The organism is Kitasatospora setae KM-6054 (genome assembly GCF_000269985.1).
In the GTDB taxonomy this organism is placed as follows: Bacteria; Actinomycetota; Actinomycetes; order Streptomycetales; family Streptomycetaceae; genus Kitasatospora; species Kitasatospora setae.
In genome coordinates, this window is sequence record NC_016109.1 from 2,503,139 (window position 1) to 2,530,124 (window position 26,986).

Below are 26,986 nucleotides of genomic sequence, written 5' to 3' on the forward strand. Positions count from 1 at the left end.
TGGCACCCCGGCACCCCGGCCGCCCGGCGGCCGGGGTCAGGCGTCGGCGGGCTCGGGCGCCGGGGCCGCGGCGGGTCGCGGACGGTCGGCGCGGGGGAGCGTGCGGACGGCCCGGACCAGCAGCAGCACGACGAAGGAGGCGGTGGCCACCACGGCCGACGCGGTCTGCGCGGTGCGGGCGCCGAGCAGTTCGCTGACCGGGCCGGCCAGCGCCTGGCCGGCCGGGAAGGCGATCAGCGAGCCGGCCACGTCGTAGGCGTACACCCGGTTGAGGACCTCGCCGGGCACGTGCGACTGGACGCTGGTGGCCCACATGACGCTCCAGAACGCCCAGGCCGCGCCGCCGGCGGCGAAGCAGGCGGCCCGGCCCCAGAGCGGCAGCGCCAGGGCGTTCGACAGCGGCATCAGTGCCCAGACCAGCATCGCCGTCGCGCCGGCCGCCAGCGGGCGGGCCGGGCGCAGCCTGACGCCGAGCAGACCTCCGAGGACGTTGCCCGCGCCGAACGCGGTCCACACCGCGCCGAGGCCGGCCGCACCGTACGCGCCGGTCACCAGCACGGTGGTGACCGGGCGGATCGGGCCGAAGGCGACGAGGCCGTTGACCACCCAGACCACGATCACCGCCCACAGCCAGGTGCGGGACCGGAACTCGTGCCAGCCTTCCACCAGGTTGCGCCAGGTCGACGCCTTGCGGGCCGGCCGGGGCACCGGCGCCAGCCGCAGCATCAGCAGGCACAGGCCGCTGACCGCGAAGGTCCCGGCGTCCAGGGCCAGGACGGTGGCCACGTCGCCGACGGCCAGCAGCAGCGCGGCCAGGGTCGGGCCCCCCATGGTGGCGATCGCCTCGGCGATCCGGAGCGTGGCGTTGGCCCGCTGGAGGTCGACGGCCACCTGCGGCACCACGCTGGCGACACCGGGCTGGAACGCGGCGGTCGCGGTGCCGCTGAGCGCGGCCAGGCCCATCAGCAGCCACAGCGGGGGGTGGCCGACGGCGAACGAGGCGGCGGCGCAGCCCTGGACCAGCAGCCGGAGCGCGTCGGCGCCGATCATCATCCGGCGGGGGGTGAAGCGGTCGGCGAGCACGCCGCCGAAGAGCACGAACACCGCCAGCGGGAGCATCTGGGAGGCGAGGACGTAGCCGACTCCGGAGGCGCCGTAGCCGAGCGAGACCACGCCGTACATCAGGGCGACCGGCAGCATCGCGTCGCCGAGCAGCGAGACGAGCCGGGCGGTGAAGTAGTAGCGGAAGTCCCGGGTCCACAGCGGGACGGCGGGGCGGCCGGCCGGCTCGTCGGCGGTCGCGGGGGTGGGGGTGGGGGTGGCCATGGGCGGGTCCGTTCGGTCGGTGCCGGGGAAGGGCGGGGAGGAAGGAGTGGTCAGGGGGTGGGGACCAGTCCGAGGCGGACCGCCTCGACGCCGGCCTGGAAGCGGGTGCGGGCGTCGAGGGTGGTGAGCAGTTCGGAGACGTGCCGGCGGCAGGTGCGCAGCGAGATGGCGAGCTTGCGGGCGATCGCGTCGTCGGAGTGGCCGGCCGACAGCAGTTCGAGGATGGCCGTGCGGAGGTCGCCCGCGTCGAGCCGGGGCGCCGCCTCGTCGGCGCGTCGGATGAACGCCGCCGCGGTGTCCCACATCCGGTCGTGCAGGGTCCCGAGGAAGGAGGCGATCCGGGGGTCGGTGACCACGGTGGCGCACCCCGGGTCGTCGGGTTCGGCGAACAGCACGGCGAGTTCGCGGTCGAAGAGCAGGAGGCGGAGCGGGACGTCGGCGGTGGTGCGGATCTCGGCGCCGGCCTGGTGCAGGCCGTGCAGCCCGGACCGGGCCGCCGGGCTGGACCGGGCGGCGTGCTGGGTGAGCACCCGGAGCTCCACGTCGGGGGCGAGGCCGGAGAGCACGGCGTCCTCGGTGTCCGCGAGCAGGTCGCCGGAGTCGGCGGGCGCCGAGTCCGCCGGGCGCAGCACGAGGAGTTCGCCGCGGCAGGCGTGCGCGGCCTCGCGCAGCCGCTGGACGAGCGAGCCCCGGTCGTCGACCCGGAAGCTGGACCCGGTCGGCGTGTGCCCGTTCAGGAAGTCGGCGTAGGTGCCGACGTAGCCGCGGATCCGGTCGCCGACGACCGCCATCCGCTGCTGGCGCTCCTGCACCTCCTGCTGCCACGGTTCGATCAGGTCCGCGGCGGCGGACTGCGGCGACACCGGCACCAGGACGCCGTGCGGGCCGACCGCGCGCAGCAGCCGGAGCTCCAGCAGCACGGCGATCGCCGCCTCGGCCTCCGCCGCCGACAGGTCGAGCGCCCGGCAGACGGCGTGCGCGTCGCTGCCCTCGTGCACCAGGCAGTGCAGGTAGACCGCGCGTGACAGGTCGTCGGGCTCTTCCGGTTGCGGTCTCGTCCTGGGTGCTGAGTCCATCGAGGATCCCCCTTATCCGGTGACTGTCCACTTCTGTCCCTGCACTTCCTTGCCACACGGGCGGCGTTGTGACGAGGGAACCGCCCGCTCAAGAATGGGTGCAGAGCCAATCGGAGGGTAGCGAGCGGCGGATAGCCCGACAAGGCTTGTCCGCTGGTGTGTCAAGTTCGCGATCCCTTGTCCGAGCGCGCTCGCAAGGTGTCCTCCGTGCCGGAAGAAGGTGCTCGGGTGAGTGCATTTCCCTTGACCGCTGAGCAGCGCAGCATGCTGTTTCTCGACGGGGTCTTCGGGCCCGGCATATTCCACAATGTCAGCTTTGGGGCAGCCGTCCCCGCGGGCACCTCCGAGGAGGCCGTCCGCACCGCGATCGCCGCCCTGACCAGCAGGCATGATGGGCTGCTCAGCCGCTCGGTCGGCTCCTCGCCGTTCCTCCAGGCGGTCTCCCGGGAGACGGTCGAGCCGGTTTCGCGAGGGCTCTCCGGGAATTCCCTGGAGGCGGAGTTCGACCGCCTCCGCAGCGATCTTCACAATATCCCCCTGGCGCCTTCGAGGGCGCGTTTCGACATCATCAAAAACGATGCCGGAGACCCTCTCCAGGTACTCGGGACGGTCGATCACCTGGTGGCCGACGGGTATTCCGGAGGGCTGCTCGGAAACGACCTTTCGGCGCTTCTCGCGGGCCGTCCGACGGAATCCACCGGGAGCTTTCCGGAAATCGCCCTGGCCCGCGCGGTCGGCGACCGGGAGGCCGCGGCGGAAATCGCCCACTGGCGCCGGGCGGCGGCCGGGACGCGGCCGCTCGCGGGAATCGTCCGGCGGGCCGGGCCGCGCGCCGCGTGGGTGCGCGCCCAGGTGGACCGCGAGGTGCCGGGCGGGGAGGCCCACCGGCGGCTGCGCGAGCTGGTGCAGGCGTGCCGGGCCACCCCCTTCGCGGTGCTGGCCGCGGTCACCGCGGTCGCGGTCTGGCGGCGCTCCGGCCGTTCGGCCTTCCTGCTGCACACGCCGGTCTCCACCCGGCGGGACGCGGTGGAGCGGGCCACGGCCGGCAACTTCGTGATGGACCGTCCGATCCCGTGCCGGATCGACCCCGGGGAGCCGCTGTCCGCGCTGGTCGGACGGGTGCAGGCCGCCGTGTGGCGGGCGGCCAGGTACGCCCGGCTGAGCGTGCCGGAACTGCTGTGCGCGGTGCCCGAGTACGGGGCGGCCCTGCTGGAGGACGGCGCCGACTACCTGCAGCTGCACGTGGACGTGCAGAGCGCCGACGCCACCGGCGTGCTGAGCAGTCCCGGGGGGTCGACCGGGGTGCGCACCCTGGGTCCGTTCGCGCCGGCCCACGACCTCACGGTGACGACGCTGCGGTTCCGGTTCAGCGAGTCCCGACTGTTCACCCGGGTGTTCTCCGGGGGTTCACCGGACGGTATCCGCGACGCCGAAGAACTGTGCGCCGACGCATTGGCGGTCTTCGACGCGATTGCGCAACCCGGCGACACCGCAAGGGAACTGGCGGACCGACTGGATCGGGCCGAGGTTCCGAATCCCGTGTGAATTGTCTAGACCATAGAGGAGATTCCGCCATGGACACCGCTACCGCCGACGAGTTCACCCGTTTCCTCCGCCCGTACTGCCGCGAACTGCCGCCCGACCGCGCGCTGACCGACGACACCCTGCTGGTCGAGGTCGGCATCGACTCCCTGCTCGTGGTGGAACTGGTCACCGCGATCGAGGACCACTACGGGATCGAGTTCCCGGAGGAACTGCTCGCCCCCGACACCTTCACCACCCCCGGCACCCTGCGGCTCGCCCTGGAGCCGCTGCTGTGACCACCCCCGAGCTCCTGCTGCGCGGCCCCGACCGGGCGCTGCGCCGCCCGCGGCCGCTGGACCTGCGGGCCACCGTGGCCGGCCGGGTCCACCGGCAGGCCGCCCGCACCCCCGGCCGCACCGCCGTGTGGGACCGCGGCACCGCCGTCGACTACGCCGGGCTGGACGCCGCGGTGCGGCGCCACACCGCGGCGCTGCGCGCGGCGGGCTGCGCCTCGGGCGAGGCCGTCCTGGTCCAGGGGCCGCGCTCGGCCACCGCGATCGCCGTCCTGCTGGCGATGGAGAGCCTCGGCTGCGTGCACGTCCCGCTCGACCCCGGCTGGCCGGCCGAGCGGATCGCCGAGGTGGCCCGGCACTGCGGCGCCACCCGGCTGGTCCGGCACGGCGGCCCCGCCGGGCCGGCGCCCCGGGGGCTGCGCCTCGTCGCCCTGGCGGAGGAGCCCGGCACGGAGGGCGTCGAGGGTGCGGACGGCGCGGACGAGGCGGCCGGGCTGCCGGCGCCGCGCGAGCGGGCCTCCGCCGCCGAACCCCGGTACGCGCTCTACACCGCCGAGTTCGCCGGTGGCGCCGAGGGCGCGGTGACGGCCCACGCCGGCATGGTGAACCACCTCTGGGCGAAGATCGACGACCTCGGTCTGACCTCAGCGGACCGGGTCGCCTACAGCGCGCCGCAGGTGTTCGACACCGCCGTGTGGCAGATGCTCGCCCCGCTGCTGGTCGGGGGCGCGGTCGCGGTGGTCGCCGAGGCCGACACGGCCTTCCCCCGCCGGCTGGCCGGCGCCCTGGACCGCACGGGTGCCACCGTGGTGGAGCTGGTGCCCACGGCCATCGGCTGGCTGCTCGACCGCGCCGGCAAGGCCGCCGGCGCACCGCCGCCCGGCAGCGGGCTGCGGCTGCTGGTGGCGACCGGCGGGGAGCTCGGCCCGGAGCTGGCCGCGCGGATCGGCGCCGTCCTGCCCGGTGTCGCCACGGTGTTCGCCAACGGGCCGGTCGAGTGCTCGGACGACGTGCTGCACCACCGGGTGCGGCCCGCCGACCTGGCGGGGGCCCGGATCCCCCGGGGGCGCCCGATCCCCAACGCGGTGCTCTCCGCCGTGCTGCCGGCGCCGGACGGCGCCTGGCGCCACGCCGAACCCGGCGAGATCGGCGAACTCCTGGTCCAGGGCGCCCCGGTGGGCCTCGGCCACCTCGCCGACGGCGTCCTGCGCACCGGCGCCTACCTGCGCGACACCACCCCGGACGCCGGGCCGACCGGGCTGGCCTTCCGTACCGGCGACCTGGTGTCCTTCCACGCCGGCGAGGTCCGCTACCACGGCCGCGCCGACCGCCAACTCGCCCTCCCCGGCGGGCGGTTGGCCCTGGAGGACGTCGAGCGCGAACTCCAGCGCCACCCCGGCGTCCGGCGCTGCGCGGTGCTCGCCGCCGAGCACGACGGCGCCCCCGCGCTCGCGGTGTTCTACACCGCCGCCGACCCCGGCGACCCGCCCGGGGAGCGGACCGCCGTGCCCGGGCACCCGGAGCTGCGGCTGAGCTGGACCCTGCTGCCCGTCCTGCCGCTGACCCGCAAGGGCGAGGTCGACCACCGGGCGCTGCGCTGAGCCCCGGCTCAGCCCGCCGGTCCGACCCCTTCCGTCCGTCCGTTCCTTCCCTTCCACGCCCCCACCACCCACAGGAGATCCGTCGTGTTGCGTGTCAACCACCAGTCCTTCCGCACCGTTCTCGCCGAGTCGGACGTCGTCCGCGTCGCCGGGGCGCACCACGCGCTCAGCGGCTACCTGGCCCAGGAGGCGGGCTTCCAGGCCGTCTGGTCGTCCAGCTTCGAGGTGTCGGCCTCCCGCTGCCTGCCCGACGCCAGCATCCTGAGCATGACCGAGTACCTGGAGGCGGCGGCCAACATCCAGAAGGCGCTGAGCATCCCGGTGGTCGCCGACTGCGACACCGGCTACGGCGACAACCTCAACGTGGCGCACATGGTCCACGAGTTCGAGGGCGCCGGGATCACCGCGGTCTGCATCGAGGACAAGCTGTTCCCGAAGATGAACAGCTTCGTCGGCAGCGGCCAGGCCCTGCTGGACACCGCCGGCTTCGCCGCCAAGATCCGCACCGCCAAGAACGCCCAGCACAGCTCCGACTTCTTCGTCATCGCCCGCACCGAGGCGCTGATCAGCGGCCTCGACGTCACCCAGGCGCTGGAGCGCTGCCGCGCCTACGCCGACTCCGGCGCGGACGCCGTGCTGGTGCACTCCAAGCAGCGCACCAAGGACCAGGTGATGGCCTTCCTGGACGGCTGGGACGGCCGCGTCCCGGTGGTCATCGTGCCCACCACCTACCCCGACTGGCACATCGACGAGGTGCGGGCGGCCGGGGTCTCCGTGGTGATCTACGCCAACCAGGGCCTGCGCGCCAGCGTCTCCTCGCTGCGCGACGCCTACGGCGCGATCGTCCGGGACGGCGACACCACCGGCATCGAGGAGTCCATCGCCTCGGTCGGCGACCTGTTCGAGCTCCAGCGGCTCGCCGAGTGGCAGAAGCTCGGTGCCTGAGCCCCGCCGGCCGGTCGGACCGCCTCCGAGGAAAGGCAGTTGACGTGCCAGTCGTCACCGGTGCCCACGAACTACTCGACACCGAGGTCTTCGTGGACCTCGCCCCGCAGCTCGGCGTCAACCTCCACCTGAAGTGCGAGGGGCTCAACTTCGCCGGCTCGGTCAAGATCAGGGCCGCGGCGTGGATGGTCGCGGAGGCCGAGCGGGCCGGCCGGATCGGCCCGGACACCACCCTGGTGGAGTCCTCCTCCGGCAACCTCGGCGTCGCCATGGCGGTGGTCGCGGCCGCCCGCAACCTCCGCTTCCACTGCGTCACCGACACCAAGTGCAACCCGTCCACGATCCGGCTGATGCGCGCGCTCGGCGCGGTCGTCGACGTGGTCGACCGGCCCGCCGCGGACGGCGGCGGGCTGCTGGCGGCCCGGAAGGCCCGGGTGCGGGCGCTGTGCGCCCGGGACGGCGGCTACCTGTGGCTCAACCAGTACGAGAACGAGGCGAGTTGGCTCGCCCACTACCACCACACCGGCCCGGCGCTGGCCAAGGAGTTCAGCTCGCTCGACGTGCTGTTCGTCGGGGTCGGCACCGGTGGGACGCTCACCGGCTGCGCCCGCTACTTCCGCGACCACCACCCCGGTGTGCGGGTGGTCGCGGTGGACGCCGAGGGCTCCGTCAACTTCGGCGGCCGGCCCGGCCCCCGGTACATCCCGGGGCTCGGCGCCGCCGAGCCGATGCCGCTGGTCGACGGCGCGCCGGTCGACCGGGTGCTGTGGGTGCCGGAGGCCGACACCGTCCGGATGTGCCGGCGGCTCGCCGCCCGCGGCCTGCTGCTCGGCGGCTCCTCGGGCACCGTGGTCAGCGCCGCCGCCGCCTGGCTGGAGGCCGAGGACCCGGACCGCGCCCTCACCGCCGTGGCCATCGCCCCGGACCTCGGCGAGCGCTACCTCGACACCGTCTACGACGACGACTGGGTCACCCGGCACTTCGGCGCGGCCGCCGCCGCACCGCACACCAGGGAGCTGCTCGTATGACCGCGCCCCGCACCACCACCACGACCACCACGACGACCACCACCACCGCGGAGCCGGCCGCGCTGCCGATGCGCCCGGAAGCCGCCGCGGCGGCCGCGGCCCTGGCCCTGCGCCGGCCCCGCCCGGTCAGGCTCGACCGGCCGGTCCACGCGTACGTGCTGGACACCGCGCGCCGCGACCCCGGGCGCACCGCCGTGACCGACGCCGGCCGGTCCGTCGACTACCGCACGCTGGCCCGCCGGGCCGCCGCGCTCGCCGACCGGCTCGACCGGGACGGCCTGCGGCGCGGCGGGGTGCTCGCCGCCGCCGGGCCGCGCAGCGCCGACACCGTGACGGTGTTCCTCGCCGCCGAACGGCTCGGCGCGGTCTACCTGCCGGTCGACCCGGCCTGGCCGGCCGCCCGCACCGCCGACGTGCTGCGCCGCTCCGGCGCGGCCCTGCTGCTCGACTACACGGGGGCGCCGGACGGTCCGGCCGCGACGGCCGCCGCCGGGGCGGGCGTCCCGGTGACCGGGCTGCGGGACACCGACACCGAGGCCGACCCGGCACCGCCGGACGACCCGGGCGCGCCCGCCGACCCCGCGTACCTGATCTTCACCTCCGGGACCACCGGCGTGCCCAAGGGCGCGGTGGTGGAACGGCGCGGCCTGCTCAACCACCTCCGGGCCAAGCTCGACGACCTGGCGCTCACCGCCGAGGACACGCTGGCCTTCACCGCCCCGCTGGTCTTCGACATCTCGGTCTGGCAGATGCTCGCGCCGCTGCTGGCCGGCGGCACCGTCGCGGTCGTCCGGGACGCCGAACTCGCCCACCCGCGACGGCTGGCCGCCGCCCTGGGACGCACCGGCGCGACGGTCGCCGAGCTGGTGCCCACCATGGCCGGCTGGCTGGCCGACGAGGCGAGCCGGCCGGGCGGCACCCGGCCCGCGCTGCGGACGCTGATCTCCACCGGCGAGGAGCTGCGCCCCGAAGCGGCCCGGCGGATCGCCGCCGCCTTCCCCGGCACCGCGCTGCTGAACGCCTACGGCCCCACCGAGTGCTCGGACGACGTGACGCACCACCGGGTCACCGCCGCCGACCTGGGGCTGCCCCGGCTGCCGGTCGGGCGGCCGATCGCCAACGCCGTGCTGCACGTCCTGGTCGCCGACCCGGACGGCCGCTGGCGGCCCGCCGCACCGGGCGAGGCCGGCGACCTGTTCGTCGGCGGCCTGCCGGTCGGCCGCGGCTACGTCAACGACCCGGCGGCCACCGCGCGGGCGTTCTTCGCCGACCCGATCGACCCGGACTCCCCCACCGGCCGGCTCTACCGGACCGGCGACCTGGCCCGGATCGAGGACGGCGTCGTCCACTACCTCGGCCGCGACGACCGGCAGGTCAAGGTCGCCGGGGTGCGGATGGAACTCGACGAGGTCGAACTCGCCCTGGCCCGGCACCCCGCGCTCGCCCAGTGCGCGGTCACCGCCGCCGGCGACGACCTCGCCGCCCACTACGTGCCCCGGAGCCCGGTCACCCCCGCCGAGCTGCGCGCCTTCCTGCGGGAGCTGCTGCCCGCCGGGCAGGTGCCGCGCAGCTGGCACCGACACGAACGGCTCCCGCTCACCGCCAACGGAAAGACCGACCACCGCCTCCTCGCCGAGGCCGACCGCCGAGAGGGCCACCGATGACCACCAGCGCCGACGCCCGCCCCCGGACCGACCGGCTGCCGCCGCACGCCCGGCTCCTGCTCACCATGGCCCGGCTCCACCTGGACCCGGACCGGCTCGACCTGGTCCGCGCCCTCGCCGACCGGCCCGACCTCGACTGGGGCGCGTTCACCGACGCCGCCGCCCGGCACAAGCTGCTGCCGCTGGTCGGCCGGCACGTGCACCGCCACCGCCTCGACCGCAAGGGCCCCGGCACCTTCCCGTACCCGTGGGTGTTCACCGGCGCGTACCTGGCCAACCGGGAGCGCAACCACGCGCTGGCCGACGAGTTCGGGCTGATCTTCCGGGAGCTCGGGGCCGCCGGGATCAGGTACGCCGTCCGCAAGGGCTTCCCGCTCGCCGAGGGCGAGTACGGCGATCCGGCGCTGCGCCGGATGACCGACCTCGACCTGCTGATCGACCGCGCCGACGCCGCCCGGGCCCGGGAGGTGCTGGAACGCCTCGGCTACCTCCAGGGCAACCTCGCCGCCGACGGCGAACGGGTGGAGCCGTTCAGCCGGGACACCCAGCTGTTCTGGCGGCTGAACCTCAGCCAGCAGCTGCCGTTCCGCAAGAGCGGCCACCGGGCGGCGGTGCCCGAGTTCGACGTCGACCTGACGCACGACATCTTCCAGAAGAAGTCGGGCCGCACCGCGCCCGCCGCCGAGCTGCTCGACCGGGCCGTGCCGCGCACCGTGTGCGGCGTCGACGCCTGGGTGCAGGGCCCGGAGGACCGGCTGCTCGACCTCTGCTCGCACCTCCACAAGGAGGCCACCAGCCTGTTCTTCATCGGCGAGAACATCGACCTGCAGCTCGCCAAGTTCCTCGACGTCGCCCTCGTCGTGGCCGGCCTCGACGAGGACGGGTGGGGGGCCTTCCTGGCCCGGGTCGAGGAGTACGACGCCGCCGCGATCGTCTACTACGCGCTGCACTACGTCGACCAGCTGTACCCGGAGGCCGTCCCCGCCGCCGTGCTGGACCGGCTGCGCCCGGCCGACCTCGGCTACCTCGACGAGTTCGGCGACCTGGACGGCCGGCGCGCCCGCTGGTCGATGGAGTTCCTGCCCCGGCTGTTCCACTCCGGCCGGCGCGAGGAGGGCAGCGCCTCCGCCGTCCCGCTGACCACCGGGGCCGGCGCGTGAGCGCCCCGGCGGCGCCCGGCCGCGTCCCCGAGCTGCTGGTGCTGAAGGTCGGCGGCAGCCTGTTCTCCGACAAGCGCGGCGGTGGCGGCACCGACCCGCGGGCCGTCGCCGACTACGCCCGCCAGGTGCGCGACCTGGCGGCCGCCCGGCCGGGCCGGGTGGTGCTGGTCACCGGCGGGGGCGCCGCCTGCCACGAGGTCGGCCGGACCGTCGACCCGGCCCGCGACCCCTGGTCCGCCCTCGCCCTCACCGCGCCCGCGTTCGCGGTCCGCTGGGAGTGGACCTCCCAGCTGCGCCGGCTGGGCGTCCGCGCCGTGCCGCTCCAGCTCACCGGCCTGTACGGGGAGCACCCCGACGGCACCGAGGAGACCCACCCGGCCGCCGTCCGGCGGCTGCTCGCCGAGCACGCCCTGCCGGTGCTCTCCAGCGACTGCGCGCTCACCGCCGACGGCACCCTGCGGATCGTCAGCAGTGACGAGGCCCCGGCCCTGCTGCTCGGCGAGGACCCGTACGCCGTCCGGATCGTCGCGCTGACCGACGTCCCCGGCGTCCTCACCGGACCCGACGACACCAGCCCGGTGCTGCGCCGGCTGGACGCCGCCGACCCGGCCGCCGCCGACCACCTGCTGTGGCCCACCGGCTCCTGGGACGCCACCGGCGCGATGCGCGGCAAGATCGACGCGCTGGCCGCGCACGCCCGCCGCGGCGCCCAGTGCGTGATCACCCGGGGCGGGCGCACCGGGGACCTCGGCCACCTCTTCGACCCGCTGGAGGACTGGCCGGAACACCTGCCGTACACCGAGATCGCCACCGACCGGATCGTCCCCGCCCGCACCGTGCTGCTCAACCCCGGGCCGGTGAACGTCCACCCCCGGGTGCGCGCCGCGATCGGCTCGCCCGACGAGTGCCACCGCGAACCGGAGGCCGCCGCGCTGCTCACGGCGGTCGCCCGGAAGACCACCGAGGTGGCCGGCGGCGGCGCCGACACCCACGCCACCGTGCTGCTCACCGGCTCCGGCACCGCCGCGCTGGAGGCCGCGATCAGCTCCGCCGTGCCCCCGGACGGCCGGCTCCTGGTCCTCGACAACGGCCACTACGGCGAGCGGCTGCACGCCATCGCCGCGACCCACCGGATCCCGGCCGTGCGGCTGGAGTTCGGCTGGGCGAGCCCGGTCGACCTCGCCGCGGTCGACCGCGCGCTCGCCGCCGACCCGGGCATCACGCACGTCGCCGTGGTCCACCACGAGACCAGCACCGGGATGCTCAACCCGGTGGCCGAGATCGGCCGGATCACCGCCGAACACGGCCGCAGCCTGGTGGTCGACGCGATCAGCAGCCTCGGCGCGGAGGCCCTCGACGTGGTCGCCGACCGGATCGACTGGTGCGTGGGCACCGCCAACAAGTGCCTGGAGGGACTGCCCGGGATCAGTTTCGTCACCGCCCCCCGCGCCCGGTTCGAGGAACTCGCCGGACGGCCCGCCCGCACCTTCTACCTCGACCTGCACGCCAACTACCGGGCCCAGGTCGGCTCCGCCAGCCCGCAGTTCACCCCGGCCGTGCAGGTGCTGCGCGCCCTCGACGCGGCGCTCGACCTCACCCTGGCCGAAGGCGTCGCCGCCCGCTCCGCCCGCTACGCGGCCCGCGCCGCGGCCGTCCGGGCCGGCCTCGCCGAGCGCGGCGTCCGCCTGCTGCTGCCGCCCGAGCAGTGCGCCACCTCGCTCACCAACGCCTTCCTCGACGACGGCCTCGGCTACCAGCAACTGCACGACGGCCTCAAGGAGCGCGGCTACGTCGTCTACGCCACCCAGAGCGCCGCCGCCGGAGTGTTCCGGATCGCCAACATGGGCCAGCTCACCGACCGCGACGTCCAGGGCCTGCTCAGCGCGTTCGACGAGGTCCGCAAGGAGCACGCCGACGCGGCCGCCCCCCACCAGCCCCCGCACCCCCTCCCCCGGAAGGAGACCCGGTGACACCGCCCAGCCCCACCCAGCCCAGCCCCGCCCAGTCCGGCGCGGAGCAGTCCGGCCCCACCCGCCTCGCCGTGGTCGGCGGCGGACCGACCTGCACCTACGTGCTGGAACGCCTCGCCGCGCTGACCCGCCGGCCGGACGCCGGCACCGAGCTGGAGATCGTCGTCTACGACCGGTCCGGCGAGTTCGGCTCCGGCAAGGTGCACAGCCCCCGGCAGAGCCGCACCAGCTACCTCAACCGGATCGTCGGCCAGGTCGCCTTCGGCGCCGACGAGAGCGTGGTCGACGCCGGCCCGCTGCTGCCCGCCGCCGACCGCCCGACCCTGCTCGAATGGTGCCGCGACCGGTTCGCCGCGACCGGTGACGCGGCCTACGACCTGGTCGCCGAGGACTGGCCCAAGCGCTACCTGCACGGCGAGGCCCTGCAGGACCGCTTCCGCCGCTACGTCGACCTGCTGCGCGCCACCCCGGGCGTCACCGTCGACCTGCGGCAGGCCGAGGTCGTCGACCTGGCGGAGGACGGCGACCGGCTGGCGCTGCTCACCGCGGACGGCGCCGACCCGTACCGGGCCGACCTGGTCCTGATGCTGACCGGCCACTCGTCCAACGACCCGGCGCTGGAGGCCCGCACCGCCGGCTGGGCGGCGTTCGCCGCCGAGCACGGCAGCACCCTGATCGCCTCCGCGTACCCGCTGGAGCACTCGCTGGAGGTCCCCGGCACCGGGCCCGGGAACACCGTGGCCTGCCTGGGCATGGGCCTGACCGGCATCGACGTGATCCTCTACCTCACCGAGGGCCGCGGCGGCACCTTCGAGCCCGGCGAGGACGGCCGGCTGGTGTACCGGCGCAGCGGCCGCGAACCGGACTCGGTGGTCGCCTTCAGCCGCAACGGCCTGTTCACCTTCGCCCGGCCGTTCAACCAGAAGGAGCGCGACATCGCGGCGCTGGAGTACCGCGGCGCGTTCCTCACCGTCCCCGCCGTCGGCGAACTGCGCCGCACGGTCGGCCGGCCGGCCCTGCTCGGCGGCCGGGAGCAGCGCCAACTCGACTTCGAGCGGCACCTGTTCCCGCTGATCGTGCTGGAGATGGCGCTGATCCAGTACGGCACGCTGTACGGCCCGGAGTTCCGGGCGGCGGCCGTGGAGGCGGCCCGGCCCGGCTACGACAAGTTCCTCGCGGACGCCGACGCCTTCCCCGACCACCGGGCCGCCGCGGCCGCGCTGACCGCCCCGCTGGACGAACTGGCCGCCGCCACCGCCGCCGCGGTCGACCGGGTGCTGGACGGCGCCGACCCGCTCGACGGCGGCCGCCCCGCCCCGGCGGGCCTGGAACTCGCCCCGCTGGTGCGGAGCTTCCTGACCGTGGTGCACGGGGCCGAGACCGCCGACCGGCTGCTCGAACGGGCCGGCGACCCGACCGCGTTCGCCGCCGCGGTGGCCGCCGCGGTCTCCCCGTACCGGCACGCCGCCCGGGCCGCCGGGCACGCCTTCTCCTGGGAGCGGACCATCGACCCGGTGCCGCGCGGCAGTTACCGCACCGCGGCCGGGTACCGGGAGGCGCTGCTCGACTTCCTCGACCGGGACATCCGCTGGGCCGCCCAGGGCAACCTGGACAACCCGGCGAAGGCCGCCGCCGACGCGGCCTGGCGCGACCTGCGCGGCGTGGTGATCGAGGCGGTCGACTTCGGCGGGCTGCGGGCCGGGTCCCACCGCACCTTCCTGGAGGTCTACACCGGCCACCACAACCGGCTCTGCCAGGGCGCCTCGCGGGAGGCGATGGAGAAGGTGCGGGCGCTGATCGAGGCCGGCCTGGTCGACGTCTCGCTCGGCCCGGACACCGAGGTCTCCTGCGACGCCGCCACCGGCAGGTTCCGGATCGGCGGGGCGGTCACCGGCGCGCACCGGCTCGCCGACACCCTGGTCGACGCCCGGGTGCACGGCTTCGACGCCGCCCGCGACGTGCGGCCGATCTACCCCAACCTGCTGCGCCGCGGCCTGGTCCGGAAGTGGGCCAACCCGGGCCTGGACGAGCCGGACTTCGTGCCGGGCGGCCTCGACCTCACCCCGGAGTTCCACCCGTACCGGGCCGACGGCCGGGTGGAGCGGCGGATCACCGTCCTCGGCCCGCCGAGCGAGGGGGTGATGTACCACCAGATCGGTGCGCTGCGCCCCCACAAGGACCACCATGTCCTACGGGACATCCTGTCCTGGACCAACGCCTTCCTGCCCCGCCCGGCCGAGCCGGGCGACCGCCCCGAAAGGACCGACGCATGAACGACCTCGACCCCGCGGTGCAGTTCGCCGACATCTCCGACGCCCACCGCGCCCTGCTCGCGGAGAAGTTGACGGAGAGCCAGGCCAGGGCGGCGATCGAGCTGCCCGGCTGGACCCGGGCCCACGTGCTGATCCACCTGGCCGACCTGTCGCAGGCGTTCGCCCGGCAGGCCCGGTACGCCGCCAAGGGCGAGCTGATCGAGGTGTACGACGGCGGCCGGCCGACCCGGGACCGCCGGATCGAGGAGCTGCACGGCCGCCCGGCCGAGTGGCTGAACGAGCGGCTGGCCGAGGGGCTGGCGGCGCTGGAGGAGTCCTGGGCGGCGCTGTCCGAGGACGACTGGCAGCGTCCCTGCGCCTACCGCGACTCGCCGCTGTGGGCGACCCGGCTGGCCTGGTGGCGGGAGAGCGCCCTGCACCTGGTCGACCTGGACGTCGGCCGCCGGAGCGAGCAGTGGAGCGCCGAACTGTCCGGCCACGTCGTGGAGTTCCTCCAGTCGCGGCTGCCCGCGGGCACCCGGCTGGAGGCCGTCGACACCGGCCGGACCTGGGGCGAGGGACGGACGGTGCGCGGCAGTCTGCGGGCGCTGGCGGCCTGGATCTCCGGCCGGCCCGCGGCCGAGCGGCCGGCGGCCGTCGACGGCGGTCCGCTGCCCGAGCTGACGGCGTGGCCGTGAGCCGCCCGACCCCCCTCGACCTCTCCGCGCTCCCGGTCCGCTCCACCCGGACCGCGGACCTGGGCCTGCTGACCCTCCAGGTCACCAGCAACCTCGAACACTTCGACGGGCACGCCTACTTCGCCCGCGACGCCGCCGAGGGCACCCGCCCCGACTACCGGGTGGACTGCCTCGACCTCGACCGGGACGCCTTCGACCCGGCCGAGGTGGCGGCCCTCGCGGACGACTCGCTGCGGGCCCGCCGGTTCCGCGGCGGGTACTACCTCAGCCACATCCACGGCGAGCCCGCCTACCTGCGCACCGACGGCAGCCGGGCGTACGTCTTCGGCCGGCGGCTGGAGCGGACGGTGTGGCCGTACTTCGTGAAGCGGGTCCTGACCGACTTCGCGGCGGACCGCGGCTACCTGCACCTGAAGGCCGCCGGGTTCGCGCTGGGCGGGGGCCGGGCGACCCTGCTGGTCGGGCCGAACGGCGGCGGCAAGACCGTCTTCCTCTCCCAGGCGTGCCTGGCCGGGGCGCGCTTCCTCACCAACACCCACGTGCTGGTGCGGGAGGGCGTCGCCCACGGGGTGCCGACCTCGGTGCGGATCCGCCGGGACGACCGGTTCGGGCCGCTGATCGACCGGCACGGCCTGACCCCGCACCTGGAGAGCGGCGACTACCTCGCCCCGGCCGAACTGGTCTTCGGCGGCCGCCCGGTGGACCGGGCGGTGGTGCGCAACGTGGTCGTCGTCGACTACAACCCGCGCGGCCGGGTGGGCGTCGAGGAGATCGACCCGGCCACCGCCGAGACCTTCCTCTCCCAGTACGCGCACGCCGTCACCACCTACGGGCTGAAGGACGACGTGCTGGCCCACCAGGGCCGCGACGTGGCGGCGTTCAGCCGGGTGCTGGGGCGGATGAACCGCCAGCTGGCCGGCCTGGTGTGCAGCGCGCGCTGCTTCCGCGTCAACGCCGACCTGCGCGACCCGGCCGTCCGGGACGCGGTGCTGGAGCGCCTGGCCGGCTGACCCGCCCCGCCCCCGCTCCCCCGCGCTCCCCTGCACGGCCCCTCCCTCCTTCCCGACCCTTCCCGACCCTTCCCGACCATTCACCGGAAAGTGATGGACATGTCCATGGCAATAGCGTCCCCGGACGCCCGCACGCTCGCCGTCCCCGCCGAGGCGATCCACACCTTCGGCCCCGAGGCCCAGCGCGAGATCGCCGCCCGCGTCGCCGAACTGACCGCCGCCACGGCCGGCCGCCGGATCGACGACCTCACCGACGCGGAGGTCGGCCTCGACCGGATGCCCCGGTTCCGCGCCGAGATCGAGGCCACCCGCGAGATCATCGACACCCGGGTCCACTTCATCGTCTACGACCGGGTCGAGGGCGTGGACAGCCTCCGCGGCCAGGCCCTCTACGCCTGGCTGCTGGGCAGCGCGCTCGGCCGCCCGATGGTGCAGAACCACCAGGGCTGGCGGTTCATCGAGGTCTACGACCGGGGCAACCAGGGGACCGTCGAGCAGGGCGCCCGGTACCACCAGACCAAGCAGGGCGCGCACATGCACAACGACGCCGTCAACGACCCCGAGCCGATCGACTACCTGCTGCTCTCCTGCGGCCAGAGCGCCTACCTGGGCGGCGAGTCCATCCTGGTGGACGCCCGCTCGGTGCACGAGACGCTCAAGGCGTACCCGGAGGTCCTGGACGTCCTGACCGGGGACTTCTGGTTCGAGAAGCGCGGCATGACCACCGCCGAGGACGGCTTCTTCCGCTCCCCGGTGATCAGCTACAGCCCCGGGGGCGAGGCCCTGGTCCGCTACTTCCGCACCTACATGGAGGGCGCCCACGAGAAGCTCGGCGTCCCCATGGACGACCGCCAGCGGGCCGCCCTCGACTTCTTCGACGCGGTGCTCGACCAGTCCGGCGTGCAGTACCGGATCCGGCTGGAGCGCGGCCAGACCCTGGTCTCCGCCGACGACCGCTTCCTGCACTCCAGGACCGCCTTCGTCGACCGGTACGAGCCGCGCGAGATCGACCTCGACACCGACCGGCCCGACCGGGTCAACCGGTACATGTTCCGGATGTGGTCCCGGAAGTGACCTCCGGACCGTACCGGGAGATCGCCACCGAGGACGAGCTGCGCGAGCTGATCGCCCCGCCCAACCCGGTGGTCCACCGCAAGAGCGCCGACCGCTTCGGCCCGCTGGAACGCGCCTGGATCGCCCGGTCCCCGTTCTGCGTGCTGGCCACCTCCGGGGCCGACGGCGACTGCGACGTCTCCCCGCGCGGCGACCCGCCCGGCTTCGCGCACGTCCTCGGCGACCGGCTGCTCGCCCTCCCGGACCGGCCCGGCAACCGGCGCGCCGACAGCTGGCGCAACCTGCTCGGCAACCCGCGGGTCGCGCTGCTGTTCGTCGTCCCCGGCCGCGGCGACACCCTGCGGGTCAACGGCCGCGGCCGCCTGGTCACCGACGCCCCCTTCCTCGCCGACCTCGCCCACCGCGGCCACGTCCCGACCCTGGCCCTGCTGGTCGAACCCGAGGAGGTCTACTTCCACTGCGCCAAGTCCTTCCTGCGCGCCCGGCTCTGGGAACCCGACAGCTGGGACCCGGACGCCGTCCCCTCCCGGGCCCGGATCGCCGGCGCCACCGAGTGGACCGACACCCCCCTCGCCGAACTCGAAGAACGCTACGGCCCGGGCTACGCCCGGCAGCTCTACGGCACCCCGTCCCCGACCGACCCGTCCCCCTGAAGGAAGGACCCACGATGTCCGGCACCGCCCTCGACACCCGCGCCGCCCGCGCCCTGCTGACCGGCCTGGTCGACCACGGTTTCACCCTCGCCACCGGCGTCCCCTGCAGCCTGCTCGCCGGCGCCTTCACCCTGCTCGAAGACACCGGCTCCGACCCGGACCTGGCCGGCCTGCGCTACGTCCCCGCCCCGCGCGAGGACAGCGCCATCGGCATCGCCTCCGGGGCCGCGGTGGCCGGCGAGCGCGCCGTGGTGCTGATGCAGAACTCCGGCCTCGGCTACTCCCTCAACGTGCTGACCTCGTTCAACCTGATCTACGACGTCCCCGTGCTCCTGGTGGTCAGCTGGCGCGGACACGACGGCAACGACGCCGTCGAGCACGACGTGATCGGCGCCGAACTGCTCAACCTGCTCGACCTGTTCGCACTCCCGCACACCGTCCTCGACCACGCCGACGTGGCCGGCTCGGTGACCGCGGTCCTCGCCCAGATGGAACAGCACGGCCGCTGCTCCGTCCTCGTCGTCCGGGAAGGCATCTGATGTCCCAGCTCACGCTCTCCGAGATCGCCCTCGAACTGCTCCGCCGGCACCCCGACGCGGTGATCGTCTCCACCTGCGGCTTCACCAGCCGCGAACTCTTCAACGCCGCCGACCGGCCGGAGAACTTCTACCTGGTCGGCTCGATGGGCATGGCCGCGCCGATCGCGCTCGGCATCGCCCTCGCCCGGCCCGGCCGCACCGTCATCGCGCTCGACGGCGACGGCTCGCTGCTGATGAACCTCAACGTGCTCCCGCTGCTCGCCGCCGCCGGCGCCGACCTGCTGCACGTGGTCGCCGACAACGGGATGCACGAGAGCACCGGCGGCCAGCGCACCGTCCAGCAGGCCGACTTCACCGCGCTGGCCCGGGCCGCCGGGTACCCCCACACCGTCCTGGTCACCGACGCCGACGAACTGCGCGCCGCCCGGCTCGGCCCCGGACTCACCCTGCTGCACGTCCTGACCGGCCCGCGCACCGCCGGCGCCGGCCGCCGGGTCACCCACACCCCGCAGGAACTGGTCAGCCGGGTCCGCACCGCCCTCGCCGCGCCCGCCCCCACCACGCCCACCACTCCCGCCGCGCCCGCCCGCGGCACCGTCCTCGCCGGAGCCGCCGCGTGAACGCCGCCCCCGCCTTCTCGGTCATCCCCGGCCGCCAGGTCCACCAGGTGCTGGCCGGACGGGAGTCGGAGGTCGTCGACGTCGTCGAGCGCGCCTACCGCCTGCACGGCGACGGACGCACCGTCAACCCCGACTCCTACTTCCTGCGCTTCCCCGACCGGCCGTCCTCCCGGATCATCGCGCTGCCCGCCTCGGTCGGCGGCGAGGTCGACGTGCACGGCATCAAGTGGATCGCCGGCTTCCCGGAGAACGTCGCCGACGGACTGCCCCGCGCCTCCGCGGTGCTCATCCTCAACGACACCAGGACCGGCTACCCCTTCGCCTGCCTGGAGAGCTCCATCATCAGCGCGGCCCGCACCGCCGGCTCCGCCGCGCTGGCCGCCGACCGGCTCAGCCGCGCCCGCGGCGTACGGCCGGCCCGGATCGGCTTCGTCGGCACCGGCCTGATCGCCCGCTACCTCTTCGACCACCTCGCCGCCATCGGCTTCGACACCACCCGGGTCGGCGTCCACGACAGCGTCCCCGCCCACGCCGAGGGCTTCCGCGACTACCTCGCCGCGGCCGGCGCCACCGCCGAACTGCACTCCACCACCGAGTCCCTGGTCCGCTCCAGCGACCTGCTGGTGATCGCCACGGTGGCCCCCGCCCCGCACCTCACCGACCCCGCCTGGTTCGACCACCACCCGCTGGTGCTCAACATCTCGCTGCGCGACCTCGGGCCCGACGTCATCCTCGGCGCCTACAACGTGCTCGACGACGTCGACCACTGCCTCAAGGCCGGCACCTCCCCGCACCTCGCCGAACAGCGGGCCGGGCACCGCGACTTCGTCGACGGCACGCTCTACGACCACCTCGCCGGGGACCGCGCCGTCCCCGCGGACCGGACCGTGGTCTTCTCCCCGTTCGGCCTCGGCGTGCTCGACCTCGCGCTGGCCAAGCACGTCCACGACCGACTCGCCGCCACCGGACAACTGGAGGACGTCCCCGGGTTCTTCCACGACCTGCAGCGGCACGAGGCCCCGCCGACCGCCGGATGACGCCCCCGCAGGCCGCCCTCCCGGGCCTCCCGGTCGCCGTGGTCCTCGCCGCCGGGCTGCTGCACGCCGCCTGGAACACCCTGGCCAAGGCCGCCCGCGACCGGGACGCCGGGCTCACCCTGATCAGCGTCACCAAGACCGCGCTCTGCCTGCCGCTGCTGCTCCTGCTCACCCCGCCCGCCGCGGCGAGCTGGCCCTACCTGGCCGCCTCCGCGGCGGTGCACGCCGCCTACATGGCCCAACTCTCCCGCGCCTACCGGCTCGGCGACTTCGGCCAGGTCTACCCGGTCGCCCGCGGCGTCGCCCCGGTCGGCGTCGCGGCGGTCGCCGTCCTGCTCCTCGGCGAGCACTTCGGCCCCTGGCGGCTGGGCGGACTGCTCGCCGTCTGCGGCGGACTCGCCGCCCTCTCCCTGAACGGCGTCCCGGGCGGGCGCGCGATCGGCGGCCCGGCCGTCCGGGCCGCCCTCGCCACCGGCGGGTGGATCGCCGCCTACACCCTGATCGACGCCGTCGGGGTCCGGCGCTCCGGCGACGCCTTCGGCTACACCGCCTGGATGGCCGCCCTGGAGGGCGTCCTGGTCGCCCTGCTGATGCCCCGGCTGCGCCGCCGCCCGCTGGCCGACCTGCTGCGGCCCGAACGCCTGCGCTCCACCGCCGGCGGCCTGGTCGCCACCCTCTCCTACGGCGCCGTCCTCTGGGCCCAGACCCGCGCCCCCGCCGCCGAGGTCGCCGCCCTCCGCGAGACCGGCATCATCTGGGCCGCCCTGATCGGCGCCGCGCTCTTCGGCGAACCCCTCGGCCGCCGCCGGCTCTGCGCCGGAGCCGTCGTCGTGGCCGGCGTCGTCCTGCTCGGCGCCACCCACTGACCGGCCGCCGACCGGACGCCCGCACCGCTCGGACCGCATTGCGGTCGGATCATATGGCGTTCATAGGTGTGCCGGGTTCGGCGGAATTCACCCGACCGTGTAATGGCCCGTGACCCTGGCAACGGTGAATGATGCGTACCGCTCAGCTGCGGAATCCCGCACGGGATTCCGCAGACCCCGATCGGGGCCTCATTTTCATATGACAAATGAGGTCTGGGTGCCATTCGATCATGGAGGAGGACTCGCATGGAGATCTTCAACGGCATGGCGGCGGACGGCATCGAGGCGGCGGCGCCGTGGCAGAAGGCCCAGCTCAGCGTGGGTACCGGGTCCTGCGTGGAGTTCCGGGCGCTGGACGACGGGGAGACGGTGGCGGTGCGCAACAGCCGCTTTCCCGGCGGGCCGGCGCTGCTGTTCACCCGCTCCGAAGTCGAGGCGATGCTGGACGGCGCGCGCAATGGTGAGTTCGACCACCTGGCGCGCTGATACCAACCAGTGCCGATTTACCGTACGGATGGATTGATGTGACGCCCGGGCCCACCTTGTGCAAAACTCATCCGACTGGAGTAGAGGTTGGGATAAAGCACTGGGGGGCCGATGGCCGTCGACACGTTCCACTCCGACCGCGGGGGCGGCGCGGCTCGGCCGTGGGCCGAGGCCGCGCTGCTCCTGGGCGCCCACCTGGAGGTCTCCCGGGGGAACCGCACGCAGAGCGAGGTGGTGGCCGCGACCGGGAAACTGGTCAGCCCCTCGTACTACAGCCGGATCGAGCGCGGGGACATCAGGATCGACAAGCCGCACCTGATCCCGCTCATCCTGGACGCCCAGGGCATCGGGCCGGGGGAACACCGGGACCGGCTGGTGGAGTTGGCGTTCGCCGCGTCGCAGGAGGGCTGGGCCGCCAGGTTCCGCAGCGGGAACCGGATGGCGGTGCCCGAGACGATGCTCCGGCTGACCTCGCTGGAGGAGTCGGCGACCGAGCTGTTCGTGGTGGACCGCAACGCGATCCCCGGCCAGCTGCAGACCGAGGCGTACTCCCGGCTGATCACCCGCTACACCCTGCCCGCCAGCCTCCAGGACGCCGGGCTGCAGGAGGTGGTGGTCGGCCTCCGGGCCGAACGGCGCCACCGGTTCGCGGAGCGGCTGGCCACCGACCGGCCGAAGGCCCGGTTCTTCATCGAGCAGTCCGTGCTGCACGCCGACTTCGGCCGCCCCGAGATCCTGATCGACCAACTCCAGGCGCTGCTCGACCTGGTGGAGGACCGGAGCCTGCCGGTCGGCATCCGGGTGATGACCGTCCGGATCCCGCTGGCCATCCCGATCAACACCCTGACCCGGCTGGGGTTCCGCCGGTCGGTGGCCGACTCGGTGCCCGACGTCATCTACAACGAGCTGGGGCGGCAGGCGGCCTTCCACCGAGGCTCGCTGCCGGGGGCCAACGAGGTGGCCGACCCGGGCTACGTCGACCTCAACGACCTGATCGACAACGTGCTGCTGCGGGCGCCCGGCTTCCAGGAGAGCCGCCGGCTGATCCAGAACGCGCTGCTGGAGGCCCAACTACGCCTGTAGCGGCGGGGATCCTCCCGGCGGTTCGGGCCGGGGAGGGTTCAGACGACCCTGGCGAGGCCGCCGAAGGCGGTCCAGGTCGCGGCCGGGCGCGACTCCGAGCCCCGGGGCGGGGCGTCGGGGTGCCAGGCGGTGACGTCGCCGAGGCCGGGGCCCTCCAGGGCCAGCCGGTCGAGGTCGAAGTAGCTCCGGACGTCGGCCTCGGTGCGCGCGCGGCCCCACTCCTCGCCGGTCTGCCGCCGCATCAGGCCGGTCAGCGCGGCGCGGGCGTCGTCGTCGTCGCTGACCAGTTGGCAGAGGGCGACGAAGCTGCCCGGGGCGAGCAGTCCGATCAGCTCCCCGACGGCGGCCTTCGGGTCGTCGCCGTCCCGGCCGGGGATGCGGTGGAACGCGGAGGCGAGCAGCACGCCGACCGGCCGCCGGAGGTCGATCCGGCCGTCGAGGCCGGCGGTGATCCGGGCGGTGTCGGTGAGGTCGGCGTCGAGGATGACCGCGTTGGGGCTCTCGTCCAGCACGGCCCGGCCGTAGGCGAGGACCATCGGGTCGGTGTCGGTGTAGACCACCCGGGCGTCGCGGTGGACGGCCCCGACCACCTCGTGCAGGTTGAGGGCGGGCAGCGGCAGGCCGGAGCCGTGGTCGAGGTACTGCCTGATGTCGTGCTTCTCGGCGAGGTGGCGTGCCGTCCGGATCAGGAAGTCGTGGCCGGCCCGGGCCAGCTCCCGGGCGTTGGGGGCGGTTTCCAGCAGCTCCGCGACCGCCCGTTGGTCCGCCGGGTAGTTGCGGTTCCCTCCGAGCAGGCAGTCCTTTATCCGCGCGACGCTTGGTCTGCCCCTGTCAATGGGCTCTTGCCAGCCGGTTCCGTTCCGGTTCACCCGCTACCCCCAGCATGATCCGAACTTTCGTGCCAGCGAGCAATTATGGCGCTCCGTCACCGCGCACCGGGCCGGAAAAGGCCGAAACTCACACCCCTGGGTGACAGTGGCGAAGGCATGGCGAAAGACCTGGCGAACCGGGGTACACCTGGTCGGTTCACCAGGCCCGCACCACCGCCCGCCGGCGGACCGGACGGCGACGCCGGGTCAGGCGGCCCCGGCCGGGCCGGCGGGGCCGCGGTCGGCCCGCCAGCGGTGGGCGGCCTTCAGGTGGGCGCGGACGGCGGGCTCCTCCAGCCCCATCAGCGCGGCGGCGTCGGCCGGGGCCAGGCCGAGGTGCTCGTGCAGGAGCGCGGCGTCGGCCGGCCGTTCGGGCATGCTGCGGTGCAGGCCGTCCGACGGGGAGGCCGGCGCGTCCTTCCGGGCCAGCGTGACGGCCTCGCGCAGGGTCCGCCAGGTGGCCGCCGCGGGGTCGTCGCGCAGCACCCAGGCCCAGTCGGCCTCGGTCCGGCGCAGCACGAGTTCGACCACCCGCCCGGCGAGGCGGGCGTCGCCGAGGCGGGCCAGCGCGTACATCTCGTAGTGGCAGAGGTGGAGTTCGACGAAAGCGGCGTAGCCGACAGGGGGTATGGACACCGGGGCTCCGTTCGACGTCGACGGCGGGACGGGGGCAGTGGGCGCGGGACGGCACGGGGGCGCGGCCGGGTTCAGAACCGGCGGACCAGCGTCCACTCGACGCCGGTGCCGCGGCACATCCGCAGCACGCCGAGGATCAGCGCGGCCCGGGCCCATTCGGCCTCGGCCGGCGACAGGGTCGCCCAGGCGAGCACCAACGGGGCGAGCAGCGCCTGCAGTTGCGCCGCAGCGCGCCAGCTGCGCACTCCGCGCAATCCCGCGAAGGGGCGGTCGCCCCTGCTAGCGTGGGCCAGGATCTCGGGCAGGGCTGCCCGTCCACGAGCGGGTCGGTCATCCACAGGTAGGCACCTTCCATGACTGGCCTGACCGCCCCGGCCGGTGCTCGCAACACCGGGCGGGGCAACCCCCGAGCGGGGCAAGGCCGTTACGGGAAACGTACCCCGCCGACCAGGGCGCGCGGGCCCCGAAAGGCCCTGCGGAATCCCCCGTCTGCAACGGACGTTTCGGTGCCGTCCGAGCGACCGGTTCAGGCGGATTGCGATCCGGAACGGTCATGCTGCGACACCGATGCGAAAGCGCCGGTCAGATGAGCCCGACCATGCGTACGCCCTTCGAACGGAACGGAGTCGACGCGGCGTCAGACGGTGCGAAGGTTGCCTGACGCGGCCCTAGACGCCCGCGGTGACCAGGCCGGATTCGTAGGCGGCGATGACGGCCTGGGCCCGGTCGCGGACGTCGAGTTTGGCGAACAGGGCGGTGATGTGGTTCTTGACGGTGGAGCGGCTGAGGTCGAGGGCGGCGGCGATGGCGTCGTTGTCGAGGCCGGTGGCGATCAGCCGCCAGACCTCGGTCTCGCGCGGGGTGAGGTCGGCGGGGGCGGGGGCCGGGCGCGGGACGGCGGGGGTGGCGGGGGTGCGGACGTAGGTGGAGATCAGGCGGGTGAGCAGGCGCGGGGCGACGACGGCCTCGCCGGTGTGGACGGTGCGGATGGCGGCGCCGAGCTCCTCCGGGGAGACGTCCTTGGGGAGGAAGCCGCAGGCGCCGGCGCGCAGGGCGGCGACCACGTACTCGTCGAGGTCGAAGGTGCTGAGGGCGAGGACCCGGCAGTCGGGGAGGACGCGGGCGAGTTCGCGGGTGGCGTCGACGCCGTCGAGGACGGGCATCCGGATGTCCATCACCACCACGTCGGGGCGCAGTTCGCGGGCGAGTTCGACGGCGTGGGCGCCGTTCTCGGCCTCGCCGACGACCTGGAGGGCCGGGTCCGGGGAGAGGATCAGGGACAGGCCGCGGCGGACCAGCGGCTGGTCGTCGGCGATCAGCAGGCGGATCGGGGTCATCGGCGGGCTCCCGCGAGGGCGTCGGATTCGGTGGCGGGGTGCGGGAGTTCGGCCCGGACGGTGAAGCCGCCGGGGTGCGCGACGGCGGTCAGGGTGCCGCCGTGCAGGGCGGTGCGTTCGCGCATGCCGATCAGGCCGTGGCCGCCGGGGACGTTGCCGGCCCTGGTGCGCGGGCCGGGGCTCGGGGCGGTGTCGGTGACCTCGACCCGGAGCAGTTCCGGGCCGTAGGCGAGGGTGACCCGGGCGGTGGCGGCGGGGCCGGCGTGCTTGCGGGTGTTGGTGAGGGCCTCCTGGACGATCCGGAACACCGTCAGGCCGAGGGCGGGCGGCAGCGGGCGGGCCGGGCCGTCGACGGCGAGGTCGGTGGGCAGGCCGGCCCGCCGGGAGTCCTCGATCAGTCGGCCGAGGTCGTCGGCGCCGGGCTGCGGGGCGGGCGGGGCGGTGTCGGGTTCGTCCTCGGCCCGCAGCACGTCGAGGAGTTGGCGCATCTCGCGGAGCGCGAGGCGGCCGGAGGACTCCAGGGTGACCAGGGCCTCCCGGGCGGTCTCGGGGTGGGCGAGGTTGGCGCGGGCGCCGCCGGCCATCAGCTGCATGGTGGTGATGTGGTGGGCGACGATGTCGTGCAGCTCGCGGGCGATCCGGCGGCGCTCCTCGGCGACCGCCCGGTCGGCCAGCAGCTGGCGGTTGGCCGTCACCTCGCGCTGCCAGCGGCTCACCGCCAGGCCCGCGCCGGCCACCAGCAGCGCGGAGATCGGCGCGGAGACCGCGGCCTCCCAGCTCGGCAGGGTGAGGTGGCTCTGCCCGAACATCGTCACCACGGACGCCGCGGCGGCGGCCGCGGCGCTCACCGCGACGCCGCTCGCCCGGGCGGCCGAGAACAGCGCCAGGACCAGCGCCGCGCCGAAGTGCGGAGTGCCCGGCCCGGCCAGGTCGGCGACCGCCTGCAGCGCCAGCACCCCGGCCAGCGCGGGCACCGGGGCCCGGCGGCGGGCCAGCAGCGGGACGGCGGACAGCGCCAGGCAGAGCATCCCCGCGATCGGCGCGGCGCCGCCGCCGTCCATCGCGCCGAGCAGCAGGTAGCCGAGCACGTCGGCCAGGGCGGCGGCGACGACCAGCAGGGCGTCCGCGTGCGTCCACAGCGCCCGGAGGGGGGCGGCGGCGGTCTCCGGTCGGCTGTCCATCGTCGTTCGCTCCCCCGTTCGGCCCGGCCGGTCGGCCCGCCTGCTTCGGCCCGCCTGC

The 26,986-nt window shown here is 74.9% G+C and carries 26 protein-coding genes; 19 read left to right on the top strand and 7 right to left on the bottom strand.

All coding sequences use genetic code 11. The features are described from left to right. Window positions 1-36: 36 nt before the first annotated feature. Both KSE_RS11105 and KSE_RS11110 read right to left on the bottom strand, forming a co-directional pair. Window positions 37-1,326 (bottom strand): MFS transporter, encoded by a 1,290-nt coding sequence (locus KSE_RS11105; protein WP_014135397.1) that lies wholly within the window; start codon window positions 1,324-1,326, stop codon window positions 37-39. A 50-nt stretch (window positions 1,327-1,376) separates the two neighbouring features. Beyond that, the gene (locus tag KSE_RS11110; protein WP_014135398.1) at window positions 1,377-2,402 is read right to left on the bottom strand and encodes a helix-turn-helix domain-containing protein; all 1,026 of its coding nucleotides are present in this window, start codon (window positions 2,400-2,402) and stop codon (window positions 1,377-1,379) included. A gap of 228 nt (window positions 2,403-2,630) precedes the next feature. On the opposite strand from KSE_RS11110, the gene KSE_RS11115 reads away from it, so the two are divergent. The 19 genes from KSE_RS11115 (at window position 2,631) to KSE_RS11205 (ending at window position 22,905) form a co-directional block, all read left to right on the top strand. Then, window positions 2,631-3,947: a condensation domain-containing protein gene (locus tag KSE_RS11115; protein WP_033260248.1), complete on the top strand. Its 1,317-nt coding sequence runs from the start codon at window positions 2,631-2,633 to the stop codon at window positions 3,945-3,947. 29 nt (window positions 3,948-3,976) lie between these two features. Further along, on the top strand, window positions 3,977-4,222 hold the full coding sequence (locus KSE_RS11120) for a phosphopantetheine-binding protein (RefSeq protein ID WP_014135400.1): 246 nt from the start codon (window positions 3,977-3,979) through the stop codon (window positions 4,220-4,222). Continuing rightward, window positions 4,219-5,820: an AMP-binding protein gene (locus tag KSE_RS11125; RefSeq protein ID WP_014135401.1), complete on the top strand. Its 1,602-nt coding sequence runs from the start codon at window positions 4,219-4,221 to the stop codon at window positions 5,818-5,820. Before KSE_RS11120 ends, KSE_RS11125 begins: the two co-directional genes overlap by 4 nt. An 84-nt stretch (window positions 5,821-5,904) precedes the next feature. Continuing rightward, complete coding sequence (locus tag KSE_RS11130) at window positions 5,905-6,765, top strand: isocitrate lyase/phosphoenolpyruvate mutase family protein (protein ID WP_014135402.1); 861 nt, start codon at window positions 5,905-5,907, stop codon at window positions 6,763-6,765. A gap of 44 nt (window positions 6,766-6,809) precedes the next feature. Then, window positions 6,810-7,793, top strand: a complete 984-nt coding sequence (gene sbnA / locus KSE_RS11135; protein WP_014135403.1) for a 2,3-diaminopropionate biosynthesis protein SbnA — start codon at window positions 6,810-6,812, stop codon at window positions 7,791-7,793. Beyond that, window positions 7,790-9,457 (top strand): amino acid adenylation domain-containing protein, encoded by a 1,668-nt coding sequence (locus KSE_RS11140; protein WP_014135404.1) that lies wholly within the window; start codon window positions 7,790-7,792, stop codon window positions 9,455-9,457. The genes sbnA and KSE_RS11140 overlap by 4 nt, the downstream gene beginning before the upstream one ends. Then, on the top strand, window positions 9,454-10,617 hold the full coding sequence (locus KSE_RS11145) for a nucleotidyltransferase domain-containing protein (RefSeq protein ID WP_014135405.1): 1,164 nt from the start codon (window positions 9,454-9,456) through the stop codon (window positions 10,615-10,617). Before KSE_RS11140 ends, KSE_RS11145 begins: the two co-directional genes overlap by 4 nt. Next, a complete protein-coding gene (locus KSE_RS39880; protein ID WP_014135406.1) occupies window positions 10,614-12,587 on the top strand; it encodes an aminotransferase class V-fold PLP-dependent enzyme in 1,974 nt (657 codons plus the stop codon). Before KSE_RS11145 ends, KSE_RS39880 begins: the two co-directional genes overlap by 4 nt. Beyond that, entirely contained in the window at window positions 12,584-14,860 is a 2,277-nt protein-coding gene (locus tag KSE_RS11155; protein ID WP_014135407.1) for an FAD/NAD(P)-binding protein, read from the top strand. Before KSE_RS39880 ends, KSE_RS11155 begins: the two co-directional genes overlap by 4 nt. Beyond that, entirely contained in the window at window positions 14,857-15,537 is a 681-nt protein-coding gene (locus KSE_RS43800; RefSeq protein WP_014135408.1) for a maleylpyruvate isomerase family mycothiol-dependent enzyme, read from the top strand. Before KSE_RS11155 ends, KSE_RS43800 begins: the two co-directional genes overlap by 4 nt. Further along, a complete protein-coding gene (locus KSE_RS43805) occupies window positions 15,534-16,547 on the top strand; it encodes a FomB family phosphonate monophosphate kinase (RefSeq protein ID WP_063747485.1) in 1,014 nt (337 codons plus the stop codon). The genes KSE_RS43800 and KSE_RS43805 overlap by 4 nt, the downstream gene beginning before the upstream one ends. Before the next feature lie 105 nt (window positions 16,548-16,652). Beyond that, on the top strand, window positions 16,653-17,621 hold the full coding sequence (locus KSE_RS11170) for a TauD/TfdA family dioxygenase (RefSeq protein ID WP_014135410.1): 969 nt from the start codon (window positions 16,653-16,655) through the stop codon (window positions 17,619-17,621). Then, a complete protein-coding gene (locus KSE_RS11175; RefSeq protein WP_014135411.1) occupies window positions 17,618-18,274 on the top strand; it encodes a pyridoxamine 5'-phosphate oxidase family protein in 657 nt (218 codons plus the stop codon). The genes KSE_RS11170 and KSE_RS11175 overlap by 4 nt, the downstream gene beginning before the upstream one ends. A 14-nt stretch (window positions 18,275-18,288) precedes the next feature. Then, the gene (locus KSE_RS11180; RefSeq protein WP_014135412.1) at window positions 18,289-18,813 is read left to right on the top strand and encodes a thiamine pyrophosphate-binding protein; all 525 of its coding nucleotides are present in this window, start codon (window positions 18,289-18,291) and stop codon (window positions 18,811-18,813) included. Next, window positions 18,813-19,433 (top strand): thiamine pyrophosphate-dependent enzyme, encoded by a 621-nt coding sequence (locus KSE_RS11185; RefSeq protein WP_014135413.1) that lies wholly within the window; start codon window positions 18,813-18,815, stop codon window positions 19,431-19,433. The genes KSE_RS11180 and KSE_RS11185 overlap by 1 nt, the downstream gene beginning before the upstream one ends. After that, window positions 19,430-20,470, top strand: a complete 1,041-nt coding sequence (sbnB, locus tag KSE_RS11190; protein WP_014135414.1) for a 2,3-diaminopropionate biosynthesis protein SbnB — start codon at window positions 19,430-19,432, stop codon at window positions 20,468-20,470. Before KSE_RS11185 ends, sbnB begins: the two co-directional genes overlap by 4 nt. After that, on the top strand, window positions 20,467-21,336 hold the full coding sequence (locus KSE_RS11195) for an EamA family transporter (RefSeq protein WP_014135415.1): 870 nt from the start codon (window positions 20,467-20,469) through the stop codon (window positions 21,334-21,336). The genes sbnB and KSE_RS11195 overlap by 4 nt, the downstream gene beginning before the upstream one ends. A 246-nt stretch (window positions 21,337-21,582) precedes the next feature. Continuing rightward, window positions 21,583-21,822, top strand: coding sequence for a DUF397 domain-containing protein (locus KSE_RS11200; RefSeq protein ID WP_014135416.1), 240 nt, complete (start codon window positions 21,583-21,585; stop codon window positions 21,820-21,822). A gap of 111 nt (window positions 21,823-21,933) precedes the next feature. Then, entirely contained in the window at window positions 21,934-22,905 is a 972-nt protein-coding gene (locus tag KSE_RS11205; RefSeq protein WP_014135417.1) for a Scr1 family TA system antitoxin-like transcriptional regulator, read from the top strand. A 38-nt stretch (window positions 22,906-22,943) separates the two neighbouring features. Here the strand turns inward: KSE_RS11205 and KSE_RS11210 are convergent, their stop codons facing one another. The 5 genes from KSE_RS11210 to KSE_RS11225 all read right to left on the bottom strand — a co-directional run bounded on the left by KSE_RS11210 (window position 22,944) and on the right by KSE_RS11225 (window position 26,928). After that, a complete protein-coding gene (locus tag KSE_RS11210) occupies window positions 22,944-23,774 on the bottom strand; it encodes an SAM-dependent methyltransferase (RefSeq protein WP_014135418.1) in 831 nt (276 codons plus the stop codon). Window positions 23,775-23,981: 207 nt separating this feature from the next. Continuing rightward, window positions 23,982-24,410 (bottom strand): hypothetical protein, encoded by a 429-nt coding sequence (locus KSE_RS11215; RefSeq protein WP_014135419.1) that lies wholly within the window; start codon window positions 24,408-24,410, stop codon window positions 23,982-23,984. A gap of 71 nt (window positions 24,411-24,481) precedes the next feature. Continuing rightward, a complete protein-coding gene (locus KSE_RS42785; RefSeq protein ID WP_014135420.1) occupies window positions 24,482-24,655 on the bottom strand; it encodes a hypothetical protein in 174 nt (57 codons plus the stop codon). 423 nt (window positions 24,656-25,078) lie between these two features. Continuing rightward, window positions 25,079-25,747, bottom strand: coding sequence for a response regulator (locus tag KSE_RS11220; protein ID WP_014135421.1), 669 nt, complete (start codon window positions 25,745-25,747; stop codon window positions 25,079-25,081). Then, a complete protein-coding gene (locus tag KSE_RS11225; RefSeq protein ID WP_106437642.1) occupies window positions 25,744-26,928 on the bottom strand; it encodes a sensor histidine kinase in 1,185 nt (394 codons plus the stop codon). The genes KSE_RS11220 and KSE_RS11225 overlap by 4 nt, the downstream gene beginning before the upstream one ends. Window positions 26,929-26,986 lie beyond the last annotated feature (58 nt).